Annotated in this window: 18 protein-coding genes, 1 tRNA gene and 1 pseudogene; 10 read left to right on the forward strand and 10 right to left on the reverse strand. The window is 65.2% G+C overall.

Annotated features, from left to right (window positions below):
- Positions 1–384 precede the first annotated feature (384 nt).
- Genes A7G45_RS23080 through A7G45_RS23090 form a run of 3 tightly spaced genes read right to left on the reverse strand, consistent with a single transcriptional unit; the run spans position 385 to position 2092 of the window.
- Positions 385–702: a hypothetical protein gene (locus tag A7G45_RS23080; RefSeq protein ID WP_260940498.1), complete on the reverse strand. Its 318-nt coding sequence runs from the start codon at positions 700–702 to the stop codon at positions 385–387.
- Positions 699–1697 carry a phage antirepressor gene (locus A7G45_RS23085; RefSeq protein WP_260940500.1) on the reverse strand — a complete coding sequence of 333 codons (999 nt, stop codon included), beginning with the start codon at positions 1695–1697 and terminating at the stop codon, positions 699–701. Before A7G45_RS23085 ends, A7G45_RS23080 begins: the two co-directional genes overlap by 4 nt.
- A 59-nt stretch (positions 1698–1756) precedes the next feature.
- The gene (locus A7G45_RS23090; protein ID WP_260940501.1) at positions 1757–2092 is read right to left on the reverse strand and encodes a hypothetical protein; all 336 of its coding nucleotides are present in this window, start codon (positions 2090–2092) and stop codon (positions 1757–1759) included.
- 189 nt (positions 2093–2281) lie between these two features.
- On the opposite strand from A7G45_RS23090, the gene A7G45_RS23095 reads away from it, so the two are divergent.
- The 3 genes from A7G45_RS23095 (at position 2282) to A7G45_RS23105 (ending at position 4188) form a co-directional block, all read left to right on the forward strand.
- Positions 2282–2800, forward strand: a complete 519-nt coding sequence (locus tag A7G45_RS23095; RefSeq protein ID WP_260940502.1) for a hypothetical protein — start codon at positions 2282–2284, stop codon at positions 2798–2800.
- A gap of 422 nt (positions 2801–3222) precedes the next feature.
- Positions 3223–3543: a DUF2510 domain-containing protein gene (locus A7G45_RS23100; RefSeq protein WP_260940503.1), complete on the forward strand. Its 321-nt coding sequence runs from the start codon at positions 3223–3225 to the stop codon at positions 3541–3543.
- 21 nt (positions 3544–3564) lie between these two features.
- Positions 3565–4188 (forward strand): DUF732 domain-containing protein, encoded by a 624-nt coding sequence (locus A7G45_RS23105; RefSeq protein WP_260940504.1) that lies wholly within the window; start codon positions 3565–3567, stop codon positions 4186–4188.
- Here A7G45_RS23105 and A7G45_RS23110 read toward each other — a convergent pair.
- The 5 genes and pseudogenes from A7G45_RS23110 to pgm all read right to left on the reverse strand — a co-directional run bounded on the left by A7G45_RS23110 (position 4185) and on the right by pgm (position 9353).
- Positions 4185–5330, reverse strand: coding sequence for a tyrosine-type recombinase/integrase (locus A7G45_RS23110; RefSeq protein ID WP_260940505.1), 1146 nt, complete (start codon positions 5328–5330; stop codon positions 4185–4187). The genes A7G45_RS23105 and A7G45_RS23110 overlap by 4 nt on opposite strands.
- Before the next feature lie 150 nt (positions 5331–5480).
- Positions 5481–5553 (reverse strand) — tRNA-Ala (locus tag A7G45_RS23115).
- A gap of 60 nt (positions 5554–5613) precedes the next feature.
- Positions 5614–6869, reverse strand: a pseudogene (locus A7G45_RS23120) (MFS transporter); the annotation flags it as partial.
- Between the two features lie 54 nt (positions 6870–6923).
- Complete coding sequence (locus A7G45_RS23125; RefSeq protein ID WP_043394758.1) at positions 6924–7268, reverse strand: hypothetical protein; 345 nt, start codon at positions 7266–7268, stop codon at positions 6924–6926.
- A 450-nt stretch (positions 7269–7718) separates the two neighbouring features.
- Positions 7719–9353 (reverse strand): phosphoglucomutase (alpha-D-glucose-1,6-bisphosphate-dependent), encoded by a 1635-nt coding sequence (gene pgm / locus A7G45_RS23130; RefSeq protein WP_260940507.1) that lies wholly within the window; start codon positions 9351–9353, stop codon positions 7719–7721.
- 70 nt (positions 9354–9423) lie between these two features.
- Between pgm and crcB (A7G45_RS23135) the strand changes: the two genes are divergently transcribed.
- Genes crcB (A7G45_RS23135) through mbtN form a run of 6 tightly spaced genes read left to right on the forward strand, consistent with a single transcriptional unit; the run spans position 9424 to position 14299 of the window.
- Complete coding sequence (crcB, locus tag A7G45_RS23135) at positions 9424–9822, forward strand: fluoride efflux transporter CrcB (RefSeq protein ID WP_043394754.1); 399 nt, start codon at positions 9424–9426, stop codon at positions 9820–9822.
- Positions 9819–10184: a fluoride efflux transporter CrcB gene (gene crcB / locus A7G45_RS23140; RefSeq protein WP_043394752.1), complete on the forward strand. Its 366-nt coding sequence runs from the start codon at positions 9819–9821 to the stop codon at positions 10182–10184. The genes crcB (A7G45_RS23135) and crcB (A7G45_RS23140) overlap by 4 nt, the downstream gene beginning before the upstream one ends.
- Positions 10163–11242 (forward strand): putative PII-like signaling protein, encoded by a 1080-nt coding sequence (locus tag A7G45_RS23145; RefSeq protein WP_377042156.1) that lies wholly within the window; start codon positions 10163–10165, stop codon positions 11240–11242. Before crcB (A7G45_RS23140) ends, A7G45_RS23145 begins: the two co-directional genes overlap by 22 nt.
- A 47-nt stretch (positions 11243–11289) precedes the next feature.
- Entirely contained in the window at positions 11290–11553 is a 264-nt protein-coding gene (locus tag A7G45_RS23150) for an acyl carrier protein (protein WP_043985446.1), read from the forward strand.
- Complete coding sequence (gene mbtM / locus A7G45_RS23155; RefSeq protein ID WP_260940509.1) at positions 11550–13127, forward strand: long-chain-fatty acid--ACP ligase MbtM; 1578 nt, start codon at positions 11550–11552, stop codon at positions 13125–13127. Before A7G45_RS23150 ends, mbtM begins: the two co-directional genes overlap by 4 nt.
- Positions 13124–14299: a mycobactin biosynthesis acyl-ACP dehydrogenase MbtN gene (gene mbtN, locus A7G45_RS23160; RefSeq protein ID WP_260940510.1), complete on the forward strand. Its 1176-nt coding sequence runs from the start codon at positions 13124–13126 to the stop codon at positions 14297–14299. The genes mbtM and mbtN overlap by 4 nt, the downstream gene beginning before the upstream one ends.
- On the opposite strand, the gene A7G45_RS23165 is transcribed toward mbtN, so the two are convergent.
- Both A7G45_RS23165 and A7G45_RS23170 read right to left on the reverse strand, forming a co-directional pair.
- Positions 14289–14981, reverse strand: coding sequence for a YceI family protein (locus tag A7G45_RS23165; RefSeq protein WP_051954820.1), 693 nt, complete (start codon positions 14979–14981; stop codon positions 14289–14291). The two genes, mbtN and A7G45_RS23165, sit on opposite strands and share 11 nt — an antisense overlap.
- Before the next feature lie 28 nt (positions 14982–15009).
- Positions 15010–15618 carry a GNAT family N-acetyltransferase gene (locus A7G45_RS23170; RefSeq protein WP_043394744.1) on the reverse strand — a complete coding sequence of 203 codons (609 nt, stop codon included), beginning with the start codon at positions 15616–15618 and terminating at the stop codon, positions 15010–15012.
- Between the two features lie 238 nt (positions 15619–15856).
- Between A7G45_RS23170 and A7G45_RS23175 the strand changes: the two genes are divergently transcribed.
- Positions 15857–16189: a hemophore-related protein gene (locus A7G45_RS23175; RefSeq protein WP_043394742.1), complete on the forward strand. Its 333-nt coding sequence runs from the start codon at positions 15857–15859 to the stop codon at positions 16187–16189.
- The last annotated feature ends 46 nt before the right edge of the window (positions 16190–16235 follow it).

Raw genomic sequence — 16235 nt, forward strand, 5'->3', positions numbered from 1 at the left:
GACCGTCCGCCTCACCCACGGAAGAACAGAACTGTTCATGACGCATCCCGCATCAACCGCCGACGCGACGTCCGAGTCATCCCAGACGGCACCGGAATATCCGGCAACGCAACAGGTTCCGGCGTCAACCGCGCGACAGCCTCCGCGATCTGCTCATCCGTAGCCCGCCACTTCCGGCCGGCCTTATACCCAGGCAACACGCCCGACCGCAGACGCTTCTCCAGCCACTGCAAATCCGCATCCGAATGACCACCACGAACAGCGTCCGCGTACTCCTCCAGGGAATTGGTTCTCACGGCTTACTCCTCGGGTTCGACACGTAGACAGCGGGTTTCAGTCTCGGACTGAAGTGCCGCAGCTTCGGAGGCGGCGAGAAATACTGAGTCATCGACAGCCCCCGTCCATCCATTGCTGAACCTCTTCGGCGAAGTGCTCAGCCGGATCATGCAGAGTGAAGGGCGTACAAAGCCGTTGGACCACAACGCCCAGCCAGTCACCGACGCCCAGATCGGCCGCGCGCTCGCGAATGTCGTTCAGCGCAGAGTCGGCGGCCTCTCGCGAGTCCCAAGTTCTCGGCGGGCGTGTCTCATCAGTCCCGCAGGTGCGGCCGAAGAGGCTGCCAAAAAGGTCCGACGACTTGGGTATCCGGATGAACTCCCCGTCCGGTCGCCGGATGGCGTATTGGTAAGTGAAGTCGTTCATGACGCCGCCACCAAAGCGAGTTGCCCGCTACCGCCGAGCCGTTTGTGTAAGTCGGCCAGGCCCTTCGGTGTGATGCGGACTGTTGGTTCGGCGTTGACGAACTCACCGCGCCCCTCGTGCCAGAACGGCTTGCTGACCTTCTCTGTTAGGCGCCCGGTTTCGAGCTGTGTGCGGTACGCCTTCCAGCGGCGGTCGCGCCGGAACACCCATCCGATGCCCGACATGTAGGTGAACAGGCTGCGTTCCCGAATGTTGATCATTGGGTCGCGGCTGAGAACCTTCGCCGCATCGGACACCGAGTAGTCACCCGAAGCTTCTGCTAGCTCGTTCCACGCCGATGCCGGCTCGGACAGCTCGGCGGCCCGAGCTTCGGCGATCTCCGCGCGCGACTCTGCGTCAACAACCCATTGCGCGAGCGTCTTGCGGTCCGGCAGGGCGATGCTCGCGCCGACGGCCTCGTAGCGGCCGGTCTTGCGGATTGCGGGCAATACCTCGTGGGTCAGCCACCGCTTGAATCGCTTGGCGTCGGGCGACCGGCTGATGAGTAGCAGCGACCAGATACCAGACTCGGTGACTGCGGTCATGCGCTGCGGTCCGCCAGGGGTGTCCACGACCACGGACACCCTTTCGTCATCATCAAGTTGCGCGAGTGCGTCGCGGTACTTGGAGATGCCGACGGCAACACAGACGTCGTGGCCGACCCACACCGGCTCGGTGGTGAAGACGTGGCGGACGTTCGTTTCGTCGAACATGTTGGATGTCGCAACGAGGCCCGGGTTGCGGGTGCCCTTGTCGAAGATGACGCCCTGCTGTTCGGGCGTGTGGTGGGTGAGGTGCCAGTGCCCACCGCCAGGGCACTCATACGGGTAGAGACGTTCCTTCTTGCCGTGGCGACCGGTGTAGCGCTCGCGCTCGTGCCGATTGGCCTCGGCCTGCGACCGGTACCACTTCTTGTCTGGTGTCGGGCAGTTGCCGATAGACTGTGTGTCTGACATTGAGAAGTTCCTTTCTCTTGTCGGTCGGCCTCACTCGTTCGCGCGGGTGAGGCCTTTTGCTATGCGGTCCGTCGTTGTGCGGTGCCAGCACCGCGCAACACCTTGGGCGTGAAAAGGTCGCCGTCGGACGCCGAGAGCGCCCTTTCGATAGCGACGGCCCGCAGTTCGTGTGTGGTCTTCGCCGCCCCGCTAGCGATCTGCCCAATCAGCGCTTTGGAGATGGTCTCCGGGAGGTTCGCCCCACGGTTCTTCTTCTTCTCCGACCGGACGATCCGACGCAATTCCTTGGTCGCGTCGTCGGCCAACTCCTGGTACGACAGCCGCGACCGAATGAGGGCTCGACGGAACATGTCGATGTCAACCTCGGCGTACATGTCGCGTGACGTGAATCCCATTCGCCGCCCCCTTCTCTTCGTTGTGCGTTGTGTGCACCACACTACACCGCTAGACGATCCGGTCAAGGGTCTTTCTGAAAGAATGTGGCTCTAACGTCCGCGAGCAGGAATTACGCGAGTGTAGTTCCTATACGGTGCGTCTATTCGATGGTGTTTTCGAACACGTGATCCGAGAGGCATGGTGGGGCCGTGAGCGATTCGAATTTACCCCCCGAGCAGTGGCGATCACTGTTCGACACGATCGGGGTCGAATTCGGCTATCGCCCGCTGGCCAACCACATTGGAATGGACCACACCAGGCTCCGTCGACTATTGCTCGGCGGGGGCACCAGCGAGGACGCGCTACAGCAAGTAGCCGATGCGTTCAGGGTGCCAGCAGCGAGGGTGCGGGAACTCCGTGGCGAAGCGGCGGTCGATCGCAAACCATTCACCCTGCCCGATGACGCGGGCAGGCTCAATGAGCGGGAGCGCGACGTCATCCGGGCAATGGTTCGGGTGCTCCTCGAAGCGAGAGGCGCCACCGGTGACGTGGAAACTACGCAGGAATCGGATGCACAAACTCAAGGCGGGCAAGCCCAGAAGACCGCGACCTCAGTGGACAAGACGGGGCTTAAAAGGTTGGCCTCCGGGAAGTATCCGCGCAATAAGACGCCGGCTGTGCGCGGGAACGAGGACCGCGACGACGACCAGCAGCTCGGCAGGCAGTAAATCGGCGCTCGTCAGGTCGTCGAGGATGCCGTCGAGCTGCCATTCAAGATGCGGCATCAACCGCGCTTCGGCTTCAACCGTGGGCATTGCCGTAAGTACGGCTTGGACGCGTTGGAGAAGTTCAGCGGGTGTTTCCGGGGGTGGGTCGGGATCAATGACGGCGGTCATGATTTGCGCGCGTTTGTACGAAAGGCATTGCTACCCCTGAGATTTCATTTGAGAATTAGGTTGACCGCGATCCCCGCGTAGCCGGTCAGACGCTAGGTTACGACTAAATGACTAGGTAGTAAACGGCGTTTGCCAAGACTCAAACATAACGGTTCAGTAACGGCTCAGCGGGCTACCAGTCAACTGACAGAAACCCGCAGGTGAACCCGGCGAAAGCGTCAATAACCCCTACCCGAAAGACCTACGATCCAACCATGACAACAAGCGCCCCGCCTGGCTGGTACCCAGACCCTCACGGCGCACCCGTGAACCGATACTTCGACGGCAACCAATGGACTGCCGCCATCGGCCCAATCGCGCAGACACCAGCACAGCAACCTGGCCGGGTGACCATCCACTACGGCTTCGCGCTGCTCGCGTTCTTCTCGCTGGTCGGCACGCTGCTGTTCGGGTTGCCGCCGCTATTCAGCGGCGATGGTGGCTGGGTCGGCGTGCTCTGGCTCATGTGGGGCGGCATGTGGACCATCGTCTGGACCGCGTTCGCCATCAACCACACACTGAAATCACGCAGCTGACGATCTAGTCGAGGAGGGGCCATGTCGGGGGACGTGCCTGTCGATCACGAGTGTGAAACCGGAGTTGCTCCGACCGAGCTCGGTGGCGCGATTGTCGAGACTGGCCCGCAACTCGCGTACAGCGATGAGACGGAAGTGCTCGAGTACCCAGAGCCTGTGTCACGTGTGCGCGTCGGGCTGATCGCGGCAGGCATCGTCACCGTCGCGGCAGCCCTGGTTGGAGCCGTCTTGTACGTCGGCCAGAGCCGGCACGAAGCTGTTGCGCCCGTCGGTGCGCCGAGTCCAACACAGACGACCGTCGCCGCTCCATCACTAGCGCCGCCCACCATCACGACGGTGATCGTCAGCCCACCGCCGGTCACACAGACGATCGCCGCAGTACCGCCCACTAGGACGCTCTCAGGGCCGATCCCAGACCTCGTGCCGTACAACGATGAGTTCCTGGCTGCCATCCAACGGAACGGCTGGACAATCTGGGACCGGACGATGATGCTGCGCCGCGCGCATGAGGCGTGCGGGATGCTGCGGGGCGGTGAGTCGAGTCCGCTGATTGCGCAGAAGCTGCTCGGCGTCGAACCACAGCTGACGCCGCAGATGGCGACACAGTTTGTGTCGACCGTATCGGCCGTCTACCCCTGCTTCTAGGCGAGCATGGCGTCGATGGCGTCGGCGTTCCCGCTCCCGCTCGACCGGTCCAGGTGTCCGTACGTGTTGACCGTCGTGGTGATGGACTCGTGCCCCAGGTGCGCCTGAATCGCCGGGAGTGGTCTACCAGCCTGAATCAGCCAAGACGCGCATGTGTGGCGCAAGTCGTGGGTGCGCGGCCGTTTGCCCAACCCAGCCGCCTGCGCGCGTGCGACGGCAGGAACCCAGACGTTCGGGTTGAACGAATGGATCCGCACCGGCCCCGCGTCGGCCGCAAGGGCGCCGCCCGCGAACTGGCCCTTGCCCCGACCCGAGTTGGTGAACACCCACTCCCCCGACAGGTCGAGCTGCTCGAGCACACGCTTCGGGACGTTGATGGTACGCACCGACTTCTTGGTCTTCGGTACGCCGAGTTCGTAGCCACCGGTGGCCCCAGCCTTCCACGCCTTCGTGATGCGGACGGTGCCAGCCGCGAGGTCCACGGCGCGCGGCTTCAACGCGGTCGCTTCAGACCATCGGCAGCCCGACGATACGAGGAACTGCACCAGCGGCCGCCAGTACTCCGGCACCGACGACAGCAGGATCGCGAACTCCTCACGCTCGAGGAACACCATCTCCTCGCGATCCCAGCGCGGCAGTCGGTTGCCGTCGCACGGATTCGACTTGATGAGGCCGGCGGCGACAGCGGCATTGAGTGCGCCGGCGATAAACCCATGCTTGTTGGAGATGGTCTTACCCGAGGGCCTGTTGCCGTCCTCGTCGGCTTCGTTCATGGTGTTGACCCACTGGGCCATGTCGGTGCGCTTGAGTGCGGTGAGGGGGATTGTGGCAATGGCGCCGAGGTCGTTGCGCACGTAGGCCCGGTACTTCTTGATGGTGCCGGGTTCGATGCCGGTGAGGTGGTCGATGTGCTTGGTGAGGTATTGGGCGACCGTCTGTGCCTGTCTTGGTGCGGCGACGATGCGCATGATTTCGCGGGCTCTGTCGCCGCCGTGTTCGTCGACCAGCTTCTTGCAGTGGTCGGCGTCCTCGCGGGTTTCCCAGGAGATGCACTGGGTCTTGGAGCCGCGTCCGGATTCGCGCCAGTACACCGACCAGAAGGGGGTGCCGTCCTTCTTGTTTCGCGATGCGACCCAGGCCATTAGAAACCCGGCCGGGTCGGTGCAATCTGTGCAGCACGGTGTGAGTCCACTTGACCAGCGTAAACCCTGCGGTGCAATCTGCTGTGTGCAGTCGCACGATGTTCGGTTCGTGTCCGAACGATCTACCAGGCGATTTCCGCCCGAATTGGGTGGAGCTAAGGGGATTCGAACCCCTGACCCCCACACTGCCAGTGTGGTGCGCTACCAACTGCGCCATAGCCCCTTAAGTGGTGCCTGATGAAGCTACACCACCGGCCCCATGGTGAACAAAACGGCTGGTCAGAGGGACCCTTCCACCGGCTCGTGGCCCAGCGGACAGATCGGGGTTTCCTCCTCGTCACCCGAATGACGCGTCTCCGGAGCCAGCCACCAGCCCACCGCGGCCGCCAGCAGGATCACCCCGCCCACGCCGAACGCCGCGGTGAAGGACACGTGCTGGGCGATCTGACCTGCGACCAGCGAGCCAAGGATCGTGCCGAGGTCGGACATCATCTGGAAGGTCGCCACGGCGGTGCCGCCCCGGGCCTGGTTGCCGATGATGTCCGCGACGGCAGCCTGCTGCGGCGAGATGAAGATGCCGCTCGCGGCGCCGGTCACGAACGCGATCACCAGAAACACCGGCAGTGACGTGGTCCAGCCCAGCAGCATCGTCGAGACGGAGGACACCGTCAGCCCGACGATCAGCAGCTTGCGCCGGCCGACCCGATCGGACAGATGCCCGCTGGGAATCACGGCACACACGTTGCCGACGGCGAACATCGCCAGCACCAGGCCGGCCATGCCCGCGCTGCGGTGCAGCACGTCGACCACGAACAGCGGAACCAGCGCCACCCGCAGGCCCAGCGCGGCCCATCCGGCCGCCAGGTTCGACAGCAGTGCGGCTTGATAGGCGCGGTTACGCAGCACGGTCCGCACCGACACCATCGGCCCGGTTTCCTCTTCCGGAGCGGCCAGTGTCGAGTTGCGCAGGCTGACGAACACCACGGCCGCGGCGAGCGTCAGCGCCATGCCGTAGATGCCGAACGGCACCGCCAGGCCCAGGCCCGCGGTCAGGCTGCCCAGCACCGGGCCGGCGACGCCACCGATCATGAAGGCGCTGGAGAACAGGCCGGCCACCCGGCCGCGGGCGTCGAACGGCGACAGCCGGATCATCAGCGCCAGGGACGACACCGAGAACATCGTCGACCCCGCACCGCCGAGCGAGCGGAACAGCAGCAGCTGCCAGTAGGTCTGGGCGAAAGCGCAGGCCAGCGTCGACAACGCGACGATAAGCAGGCCGGTCAGATACACCCGCCGCTCACCGAGTTTCTGCACCAGCAGTCCGCTGGGCGGCGCGAAGATCAGGCGCATCGCGGCGAACGCGGTGATGACGAACGTCGCCGCGCTGATGCTGACACCGAAGTTGCGGGCGTACGCCGGCAGCACCGGCGCAACCACGCCATAGCCGAGTGCGATGACGACGTTGGCGCCGACCAGCACCCATATCTCAGCCGGAAGTCTGGTCGGGGCCGGACAGTCGCCCTCCGTGACAGCACTCACACTATGACTGTATTGGCCGTGAATCCTGGCTTGTATCCGGTGCGCGTTCGCTCGCTAGTTCACGTTCGCGATCCCCGGCGGCAACGGTGCGTACGTCGCCCGCGGAGGTAACGGGTTGGTGGTTCCCTCCCCCTCGACGACTTGAAGCCGCCCATCGGGGTTTCTGGCTATCCGAGTCCCGGTTTCGTCGAATGTGCATACTTCGGTGCCGTTGGGATGCTTGATGTAGTCCCCGCCGCCCTTTGCGCAGCAGTCCTTCATGGTGCCGCCGTTGTCCGTGCAATGGAAAAGCTCGTCCACCTTGTCCGCGCTCGCGATGGGCGCCATGGCAATGCCGGCGACGATGCCGCCGGACAGCAGGGCCGCACAGACAATCCGGCGCAAAGACGATGCGAACATGGCGATGCTCTTTCCTCTGTGTGGGCGCGCTATTGCCCGTTCCTCGTCACCGGACCGCGAGGCACCATCGAGGGCGCAGGCTGGGGTGCCGGTGTCAACTCTTCGGCTGGAATGGCCGAACCACCGTGCGGCACACACGTGCAAATCGGCGGTACGCCGTTGCACACCGGATCCTCCCAGGGCATGCAGTACCACGGCGCTGGGAGGCTCGGGAAGGCGACGATGACGCTCAGTCCGGCGAACAGACCGGCGCAGGCATATCTGCGGACATCTGTGGCGGCACTCACGATTGCTCCTCTCGCAAATGAAGCGTCGTGAACAGGCATAACTCTAGGCCCATGACAGCAATGGCGCACCAACTTCGCAGCAAAACCATAAGCGCCCCCGAACCTGGCAATTTACTGGGAAAGCGGCGTGTAATTTCGCCAGTTCAGCAAAGCGGTACTCGCCCTAACCGATGACGGTATTCACCACTTCCTTCGCGGCGGCCTGGACCTGCGCCAGATGTTCTGGGCCCTTGAACGACTCGGCGTAAATCTTGTAGACGTCCTCGGTACCCGACGGCCTCGCGGCGAACCACGCGTTCTCGGTCGTCACCTTCAACCCGCCCAGCGGCGCGCCATTACCCGGTGCCGCGGTGAGCTTGGCGACGATCGGTTCGCCCGCCAGCTCGGTCGCGATGACCTGCTCGGCCGACAGCTTCGACAACCGGGCCTTCTGTTCGCGGTTGGCGGGCGCATCGATACGGGCATAGGTTGGGGCACCGTACTTTTCGGTCAGCTCGGTGTAGCGCTGCGACGGTGAGACGCCGGTGACCGCGAGGATCTCCGAGGCCAGCAGCGCCAGGATGATGCCGTCCTTGTCGGTGGTCCAGACGGTCCCGTCCGTCCGCAGGAACGACGCCCCCGCGCTCTCCTCGCCACCGAATCCGATTGTGCCGCCGAGCAATCCGTCGACGAACCATTTGAAGCCGACCGGCACCTCGATGAGCTGTCGCCCCAGCCCGGCCACCACCCGGTCGATGATCGATGAGCTGACCGCCGTCTTGCCGACCGCGGTGGAACCCGGCCAACCCGCGCGATGGGTGTACAGATAGTCGATCGCGACGGCGAGGTAGTGGTTCGGGTTGAGCAGCCCGCCGTCGGGTGTGACGATGCCGTGCCGGTCGGAGTCCGCGTCGTTGCCGGTGGCGATCTGGTAGCGGTCCCGGTTCGCGATCAGCGAGGCCATGGCATTCGGCGAACTGCAGTCCATCCGGATCTTGCCGTCGGTATCGAGCGTCATGAACCGCCAGGTCGCGTCCACGAGCGGGTTGACCACGGTCAGGTCGAGTTGGTGCCGTTCGGCGATGGCGCCCCAGTAGTCGACGCTGGCACCGCCGAGCGGGTCCGCGCCTATGCGTACGCCTTCGGCCCGAATGGCGTGCAGATCAACGACATTCGGCAGATCCTCGATGTAGGCATTCAGATAGTCGTGCCGCTCCGTCGAGCCCAACGCGCGCGCCAGCGGGATCCGCTTCACGTCGCGCAGCCCGTCACGCAGAATCTCGTTGGCGCGCTTGGCAATCACGCTCGTCGCATCGGTGTCGGCCGGGCCGCCATTGGGCGGGTTGTACTTGAAACCACCGTCGCGCGGCGGATTGTGCGACGGAGTGACGACGATTCCGTCGGCGAGATCGCCTTCGCGGCCGCGGTTGAAGGTCAGGATCGCGTGACTGACCGCCGGGGTGGGCGTGTATCGGTCGGCGGCGTCGATCATCGCGACGACCTCGTTGCCGGCCAGCACCTCCAGTGCCGTGACCCAGGCCGGCTCGGACAAGGCGTGGGTATCGCGGCCGATGAACAGCGGCCCGGTGGTGCCCTGCGCGGCGCGGTACTCGACGATCGCCTGCGTGGTGGCCAGGATGTGCGGCTCATTGAACGCCGCGTCCAGGCTGGACCCGCGGTGGCCCGACGTGCCGAATACGACCTGCTGGTCGACGTTCTCGGGGTCCGGCGCCACTGTGTAGTAGGCGGTGACCACGTGGGCCACATCGATCAGGTCATCTGGTTGGGCCGGTTGGCCGGCGCGCGGGTTGGCCGTCATGGACTCGATTCTGCTACCCACACTCCCCCGGTGTCGCCCGGTCGACGGTCGGTCACGATACTTTTGCAACATGTTCGGCCACGACAACCGAGAATTGGCCGCCGTGTTCGTTGGCGGCGCGATCGGTACCGCCGCGCGCGCCGTCCTCGCGGTCTACGCGGCACCCTCTCCCGGCCACTGGCCGTGGCCCACCTTCGCGGTCAACATCGTCGGCGCCTTCCTGCTCGGGTACTTCACCACCCGCCTGCTCGAACGACTGCCGGTGTCGAGCTACCAGCGTCCACTGCTCGGCACAGGCATCTGCGGCGGCTTGACCACGTTCAGCACCATGCAGGTCGAGACGGTGCGGATGCTCGAGCACGGCGCCTACGGGCTGGCCGCCGGCTACACGGTCGCCAGCATCATCGCGGGCCTGGCCGCGGTGTACCTGGCGACCGTCCTGGTGCGGCGGGTACGGGTGCGGGCATGACGGCGGTGGTGTGGGCCGGCGTCGCGCTCATCGGCGGCGTGGGCGCGGTGACCCGTTTCCTGGTCGACCGGGCCGTCTCGAAACGCAAGAGCAGCAGCTTCCCGTACGGCACCTTCGTGGTGAATCTCAGCGGCGCCTGGCTGCTCGGTTTCTTCGGCGGACTGGCGTTGAGCCCCAATGTCGCGCTGCTGGCCGGTACGGCGTTCGTCGGCGCGTACACGACGTTCTCGACGTGGATGCTGGAAACCCAGCGGCTCGGCGAAGAACGGCAGGTCTGGTTCGCACTGGCCAATATCGTGGCGAGTGTGGTGCTCGGTCTGGCTGCCGCGGCGCTGGGACTATGGATGGGCGGCCTGCTGTGAGCGATTCCGCGGACTACCTCAAACTCACGACGTATTTCGGTGAGCGACAACGTCATCAGGGCCGGTTCCTGGCCGAGGAGCTGCTCGACCTCTACGGCGCCGCGAACGTCGCCACCAGCGTGGTGCTGCGCGGCATCGCCGGATTCGGGCCACGGCACCAGCTGCGCACCGACCAGACCCTGAGCCAGTCCGAGGACCTGCCGGTGGCCATCGCCGCGGTCGACACCGCCGACAAGATCGCGGGGCTGGCCGAGCGGACCGTGGAGCTGACGACCCGGGGACTGGTCACGCTCGAACGCGCCCGGCTGGTCACCACCGCGAATGCCGGCGTGCATACCAAGCTCACCGTCTACGTCGGGCGCCAGCACCGGATCAATGGCAGGCCGGCCCACATCGCGGTGTGCGAACTGCTCCACCGCAGCGGATTCGCCTGTGCCTCCGTCTTTCTCGGGGTCGACGGCACGGTCCGCGGCCGCCGTGAGCGGGCCCGATTCCTCAACCGGAACACGGACGTGCCCGTCATGATCATCGCGATCGGCGACGGTGACCGCGCTGCCGCAGTCCTGCCCGACCTGGAGCGCCTGCTGCCCGACCCGTTGGTGACGGTGGAGCGGGCCGAGCTCTGCAAGCAGGCGGGGACGCTACTGACCCGTCCCGGTGCGCTCCCCGCCCACGATGCCAGTGGATCTCCGTTGTGGCAGAAACTCATGGTGTACACCACCGAGGACACGCTGCACGACGGCGAGCCGGTGCACCGCGAGATCGTGCGCCGCCTGCGTGCCATCGAGGGCACCCGCGGCGTCACTGCCCTGCGCGGCATCTGGGGCTTCCATGACGGACGAACGCCGCATGGCGACCGGCTGTTTCAGCTCGGACGCCAGGTTCCCGTCACGACCATCGTGGTCGATACTCCCGAAAACATCGCTACCGCTTTCGATCTCATCGATGAGGTGACATCCGACCATGGAGTGGTCACCTGCGAGCGGGTGCCGGCGCTGGTTTCCGTCGACAACGGATACCGGGACGGCGGTACCAGTCTGGGACACTTTCTCACATAGAAGGTAAGCCTAGCCTAAACAGCTTTGGTCGACTACGGTCCCTCGGCATGGAGTCAACAATTGAATCGGTCAGCGCTGGCTTGGCCAAGATCATGCAGGACGACATGGGCGTGGACATCAAGCGCGTCACCCGTGAATCACGGCTCATCAACGATGTCGGTTTGGACTCGGTGGCTTTCGCCGTGGGCATGGTCGCAATCGAAGACCACTTCGGCGTCGCATTGTCCGAAGAAGACCTGCTGGGCAGTGAGACCGTCGGCGACCTCGAAGACGCGATCGCCGCGAAACTCCCTACCGCCCAACGCTCATGAGCACATCGAGCCTCGCGTCCGCCCTGTCGCAGGCGATGACCCAGTCCGGGCGCGACCTGGTGACCCTCGATCCGAAATCTGGTGACTGGCGGCGGCATCCCTGGCAGGAAGTGCACGCCCGCGCCGAGAACGTCGCCGCACACGTCGATGGCCAAACACGAGTTGGCCTGGTCGGCGAACCCACGGTGGAATTCCTGGCCGGCATCTACGGCGCCATCTTCGCCGGCGCCGCCGTATCCATCCTTCCCGGGCCGGTTCGCGGGGCCGACACCCACGCCTGGGCCGACGCTACCTTGACCAGGTTCGCCGGTATCGGCATCGACACGGTGCTCAGCCACGGCAAGCATCTCGACCTGTTGCGCACCGGCGCCACCGGCACGCAGCTGCACGACGTCAATACCGTTGCACACGAACAGCGTTCGACCACGTTCATCCCCTCCCGGAGCGCCGACATCGGCATCTTGCAGGGCACCGCGGGATCGACCGGCACCCCCCGCACCGCACAGATCCCTGCGGACGCGGCGTTGGCGAACCTGCGCGGCCTGGTCGCGCGGATCAGCGTCACCGACGCAGATCGTGGACAGTCGTGGCTGCCGATCTACCACGACATGGGCCTGGCGTTCATGCTCACCGTGACGCTCGGCGGCGGCGAACTGTGGCAGGCGCCCACCACCGCATTCTCGGCGTCGCCGTTCAACTGGCTCAAATGGTTGACCGAGAGCAAGGCCACCATGACCGCTGCCCCGAACATGGCCTACGGACTGCTCGGCAAGTACGCCCGCCTGGTCAGCGATGTCGACTTGGGCGCACTGAGATTCGCGCTCAACGGCGGCGAACCCGTCGATTGCGACGGCACCAATCGGTTCGCCACCGAGATGTCGAAGTTTGGCTTCGATGCGAACGCCCTCTGCCCGTCGTACGGCCTGGCCGAATCAACCTGCGCGGTAACCGTTCCCGCGCCGGGCGGTGGACTACGCCGCGACGACGTCACCGTGACCGTCGACGGCAGTACCGCTGTGCGCAGGTACGCGATACTCGGCCGGCCGATCGACGGCATGGAAGTCCGCATCGCCCCCACGGATGTGCCCCACGAGCTCACCGGACGTGATGTCGGCGAAGTCCAGGTACGTGGCACCTCGATGATGGCGGGCTATCTCGGCCTGGACCCGATCGATCCCGAAAATTGGTTTACCACTGGCGATCTCGGCTACTTCACCGACGACGGTCTGGTGGTATGCGGTCGGCTCAAGGAACTCATCACCGTCGCGGGGCGGAACATCTTCCCGACGGAGATCGAGCAGGTGGCCGCACGCGCCGACGGAGTGCGCGAGGGCGCCGTCGTGGCGGTGGGCACCAACGACACCGGCGCTCGGCAAGGTTTGGTGATCGCCGCGGAGTTCAAGGGCGACGACGAATCGACCGCCCGAAGCCAAGTGGTAGCGCTCGTCGCCTCCGAGTGCGGCATCGTCCCGGCCGACGTGGTGTTCCTCAAACCGGGCTCACTGCCGCGGACCTCATCCGGGAAACTCCGACGCCTCGAGGTCAGACGCACGCTGGAAACGGTGGGTTCATGACCACATTCGAGACGTGCACCACCGAGAACTATCGAGAGCTGCTCGGCGAGGTCTTCGACGAGCGGGTCCGCGACTGGACCGCGGAAGCTGAAGAATCCGAACGCTTTCCGCGCAAGCTCATCGAATACCTGGGCCAGTCCGAGGTTTTCGCCGCCAAGTGGGGCGAGCGCCAGCATCCGGATGTGGCCAAGGTGTTCGCGCTCGCCGAGCAACTGGGCAAGCTCGGGTCCGCGGGAATCGGCGTGGGAGTGAGCCTGCACGACTCGGCCATCGCAATCCTGCGCCGATTCGGCAAATCCGACTATCTGCGCGATATCGCCGAGCAGGCCATCCGGGGCGACGCCGTGTTGTGCATCGGCGCGTCGGAAGAGTCCGGCGGCTCGGATCTGCAGACCGTCGAGACCCAAGTCGTCTCCGCGCGTGGAGGTTTCGAGGTCCGCGGCATCAAGAAGTTCGTGTCGCTGTCGCCCATCGCCGATCACATCATGGTGGTCGCCCGCAGCGTCGACCACGATCCGGGCAGCCGCCACGGCAGCGTGGTGGTGGTTGCCGTGCCGACCGCCCAAGTCGACGTCCAGACGCCCTACCGCAAGGTGGGTGCCGGCCCGCTCGACACTGCGGCAGTCCACATCGACACGTGGGTGCCCGCGGAAGCGTTGGTGGCGCGCGCAGGCACCGGCCTGGCCGCCATCTCCTGGGGCTTGGCACAGGAGCGGCTGTCGATCGCCGGTCAGATCGAGGCCAACTGCCGCAGGATCATCGGAATCACGTTGGCCCGCATGATGAAACGGCGCCAGTTCGGCCATACCTTGTACGAACATCAAGCCCTGCGGATGCGGCTGGCCGACCTGCAGGCCCGGGTCGACCTGTTGCGCTACGGATTGGCGGGGCTTGCCGCGCAGGGACGCATGGACCTGCGCGCGGCCGCGGCCATCAAGGTCACCGCGGCACGGCTCGGCGTCGAGGTCGTTGACGAGTGCATGCATATTTTCGGCGGTGCCGGATATCTGGTGGACGAAACACCCTTGGGTCGGTGGTGGCGCGACATGAAACTCGCGCGGGTCGGCGGCGGCACCGACGAGGTGCTCTGGGAGCTGGTCGCGGCGGGCATGCGACCCGACTACGAGGGCTACGACGCGGTGGTTACGTCACCGGCCGGGTTCATCGCTTGACGAGGTTCACCAGGAATTCGATGGTGACGATCGGATCGACGGCGAGCAGTCCCGCCGGCGGCGCCGGCGGGATGATGCCGTAATCGGCGAAGGTGACCGGGATTTGTCCGACGGCAACAACCCCACTACCCGACCGCTGCACTTCCAGCCGCACAGCCACCTGCCGGGCGACGCCCTTGAGCGTGAGTTGCGCCGACACCTCCTGAGTCGTGGGCGTGCCGTCCCCGGCGATGGACGACAGGTTCACCGGATCGAGCACAGCGAGCTTTGCCGTCGGGAACTGGGCGGCGTCCATCACGTCGGTGCTGCGGAACTTGTCATCGCGGCCGCGGTGCGGTGACTGTATCGTCCCGACGTCGACGACGAAGCTCGCCGCCTGCAAGGTGCCGCCCGCGACGGTGGCGTCGCCCCGCACCGCATTGGTCCGCCCGGTGACGGTCACGGTCTCCCACAACAGTTGTTGTCTGGCTCGGTAACCGGCCTGGGAGCGGTTGGCCTCGTCGTCGGGGCCCGCGGCCACGACCCACTTGCCGTCGAGGTTTGTGGTGGCCGGACGAAGCGTCGACGGCAGAGTCAGGACCGGAGCCGGCAGGCCTTCCATCTGGGTTCGGTAGAACCACGGTCCGGCGCACACCCCCACGACGGCGAGCACTGTCAGCGCCAGCAGAAGCCTTTTTGCCACTCCCCCTATATACAGGGCGGGTCGGACGTCAGACGGATGGGCGCGCCAGCGCGTACAGCGCCATCCTGCGGTTCGCCATGTCGTGTTCACCGAGAAATTCGCAACCGGCGTGCTCGCACAGCCGTCGCGCGCCGGAGTTGCGGTGGTCGGGATCGAACATCACCCGACGGCACGACGGCACCATTTCAAACAGACTCGCCAACACCTGAGGCAACAACATCGGCGCCAGGCCCCGGTTCACAAAGCGCTCGTCCGCGATCGCGGCGTGCAGTCCCAGATCATGGGGATCGGCATCGTATCGAGGCGCGATGGAATCCTTGGCGGCCCAGTACAGCTCGAGATAGCCCATGGCTTTGTCCTGGTAGCTCACCAGCAACGGCCGCGAGTACTCGCCGTCGAGCTGTGCCTGAAGGTGCCGCTGCCACCAATGCGGCGGTCGGTCGTACTCCCAGGCCTCTGCCAGATGCGGCCGATTCATCCATTCGGACAGCAGCTCAGCATCGGCGTCGGCGTCGACAAGACGCACTGCCCACGGAGCCACCAGCTGCGGAACGGGTGGTGCACCCACCGCGCGCACTTCAGCGGACAGCGACGTCAACTCGCGCGGCAGCACCGGGCCCTGATCAATCTCGGTCATTTCAGCGGCGAGCCTACCGGATTGATTTAGGTTAGGTTTGCCTACATCGCCTCGTGTGTTGCCCGCTATCCACTGAATGCCGACGGCTGTCATCGGTTCGCCCAGAACACCCGATAGAGCCCGCCGAATGCGCAAACAGCCCCTGTAACGCTCAGCCACAACAGGTCGATAGAGCTGCTAACGTAGTCATTAATCACTTTGGTCGCATCAGTTAGCTGGTGCGGGAGGGGAACACACCATGTCTTTCACCACTCGGATGATGGTCGGCGCGGGTTCTGCATTGGTCGCAGTCATGGCCAGCGGCGCTGTCGCGACCGCTCAGCCGGACCCCACCGCGATCATGTACTCGACCTGCACCTACCCGCAGGTGATCGCCGCGCTGACCGCGCTCGACCCGGGTGCCGCCGCTGAGCTGCAGGCAAACCCGATCGGCGTCGGCTACCTGCACCAGCTGATCGCCTCCGGTCCGCAGCAGCGCAAGGCGCTGATCACGCGTGCGTACAACACCCCGGGTGCCGCTGGGTACACCGACCTGGTGCTGAACGTCGCGAACACCTGCAACAACTTCTGATCCCAGAAGCCAAGACAACGCAGCTCAATCCTTCGGGATTGAGCTG

This window comes from Mycolicibacterium llatzerense (genome assembly GCF_025331195.1).
Taxonomy (GTDB): Bacteria; Actinomycetota; Actinomycetes; order Mycobacteriales; family Mycobacteriaceae; genus Mycobacterium; species Mycobacterium llatzerense.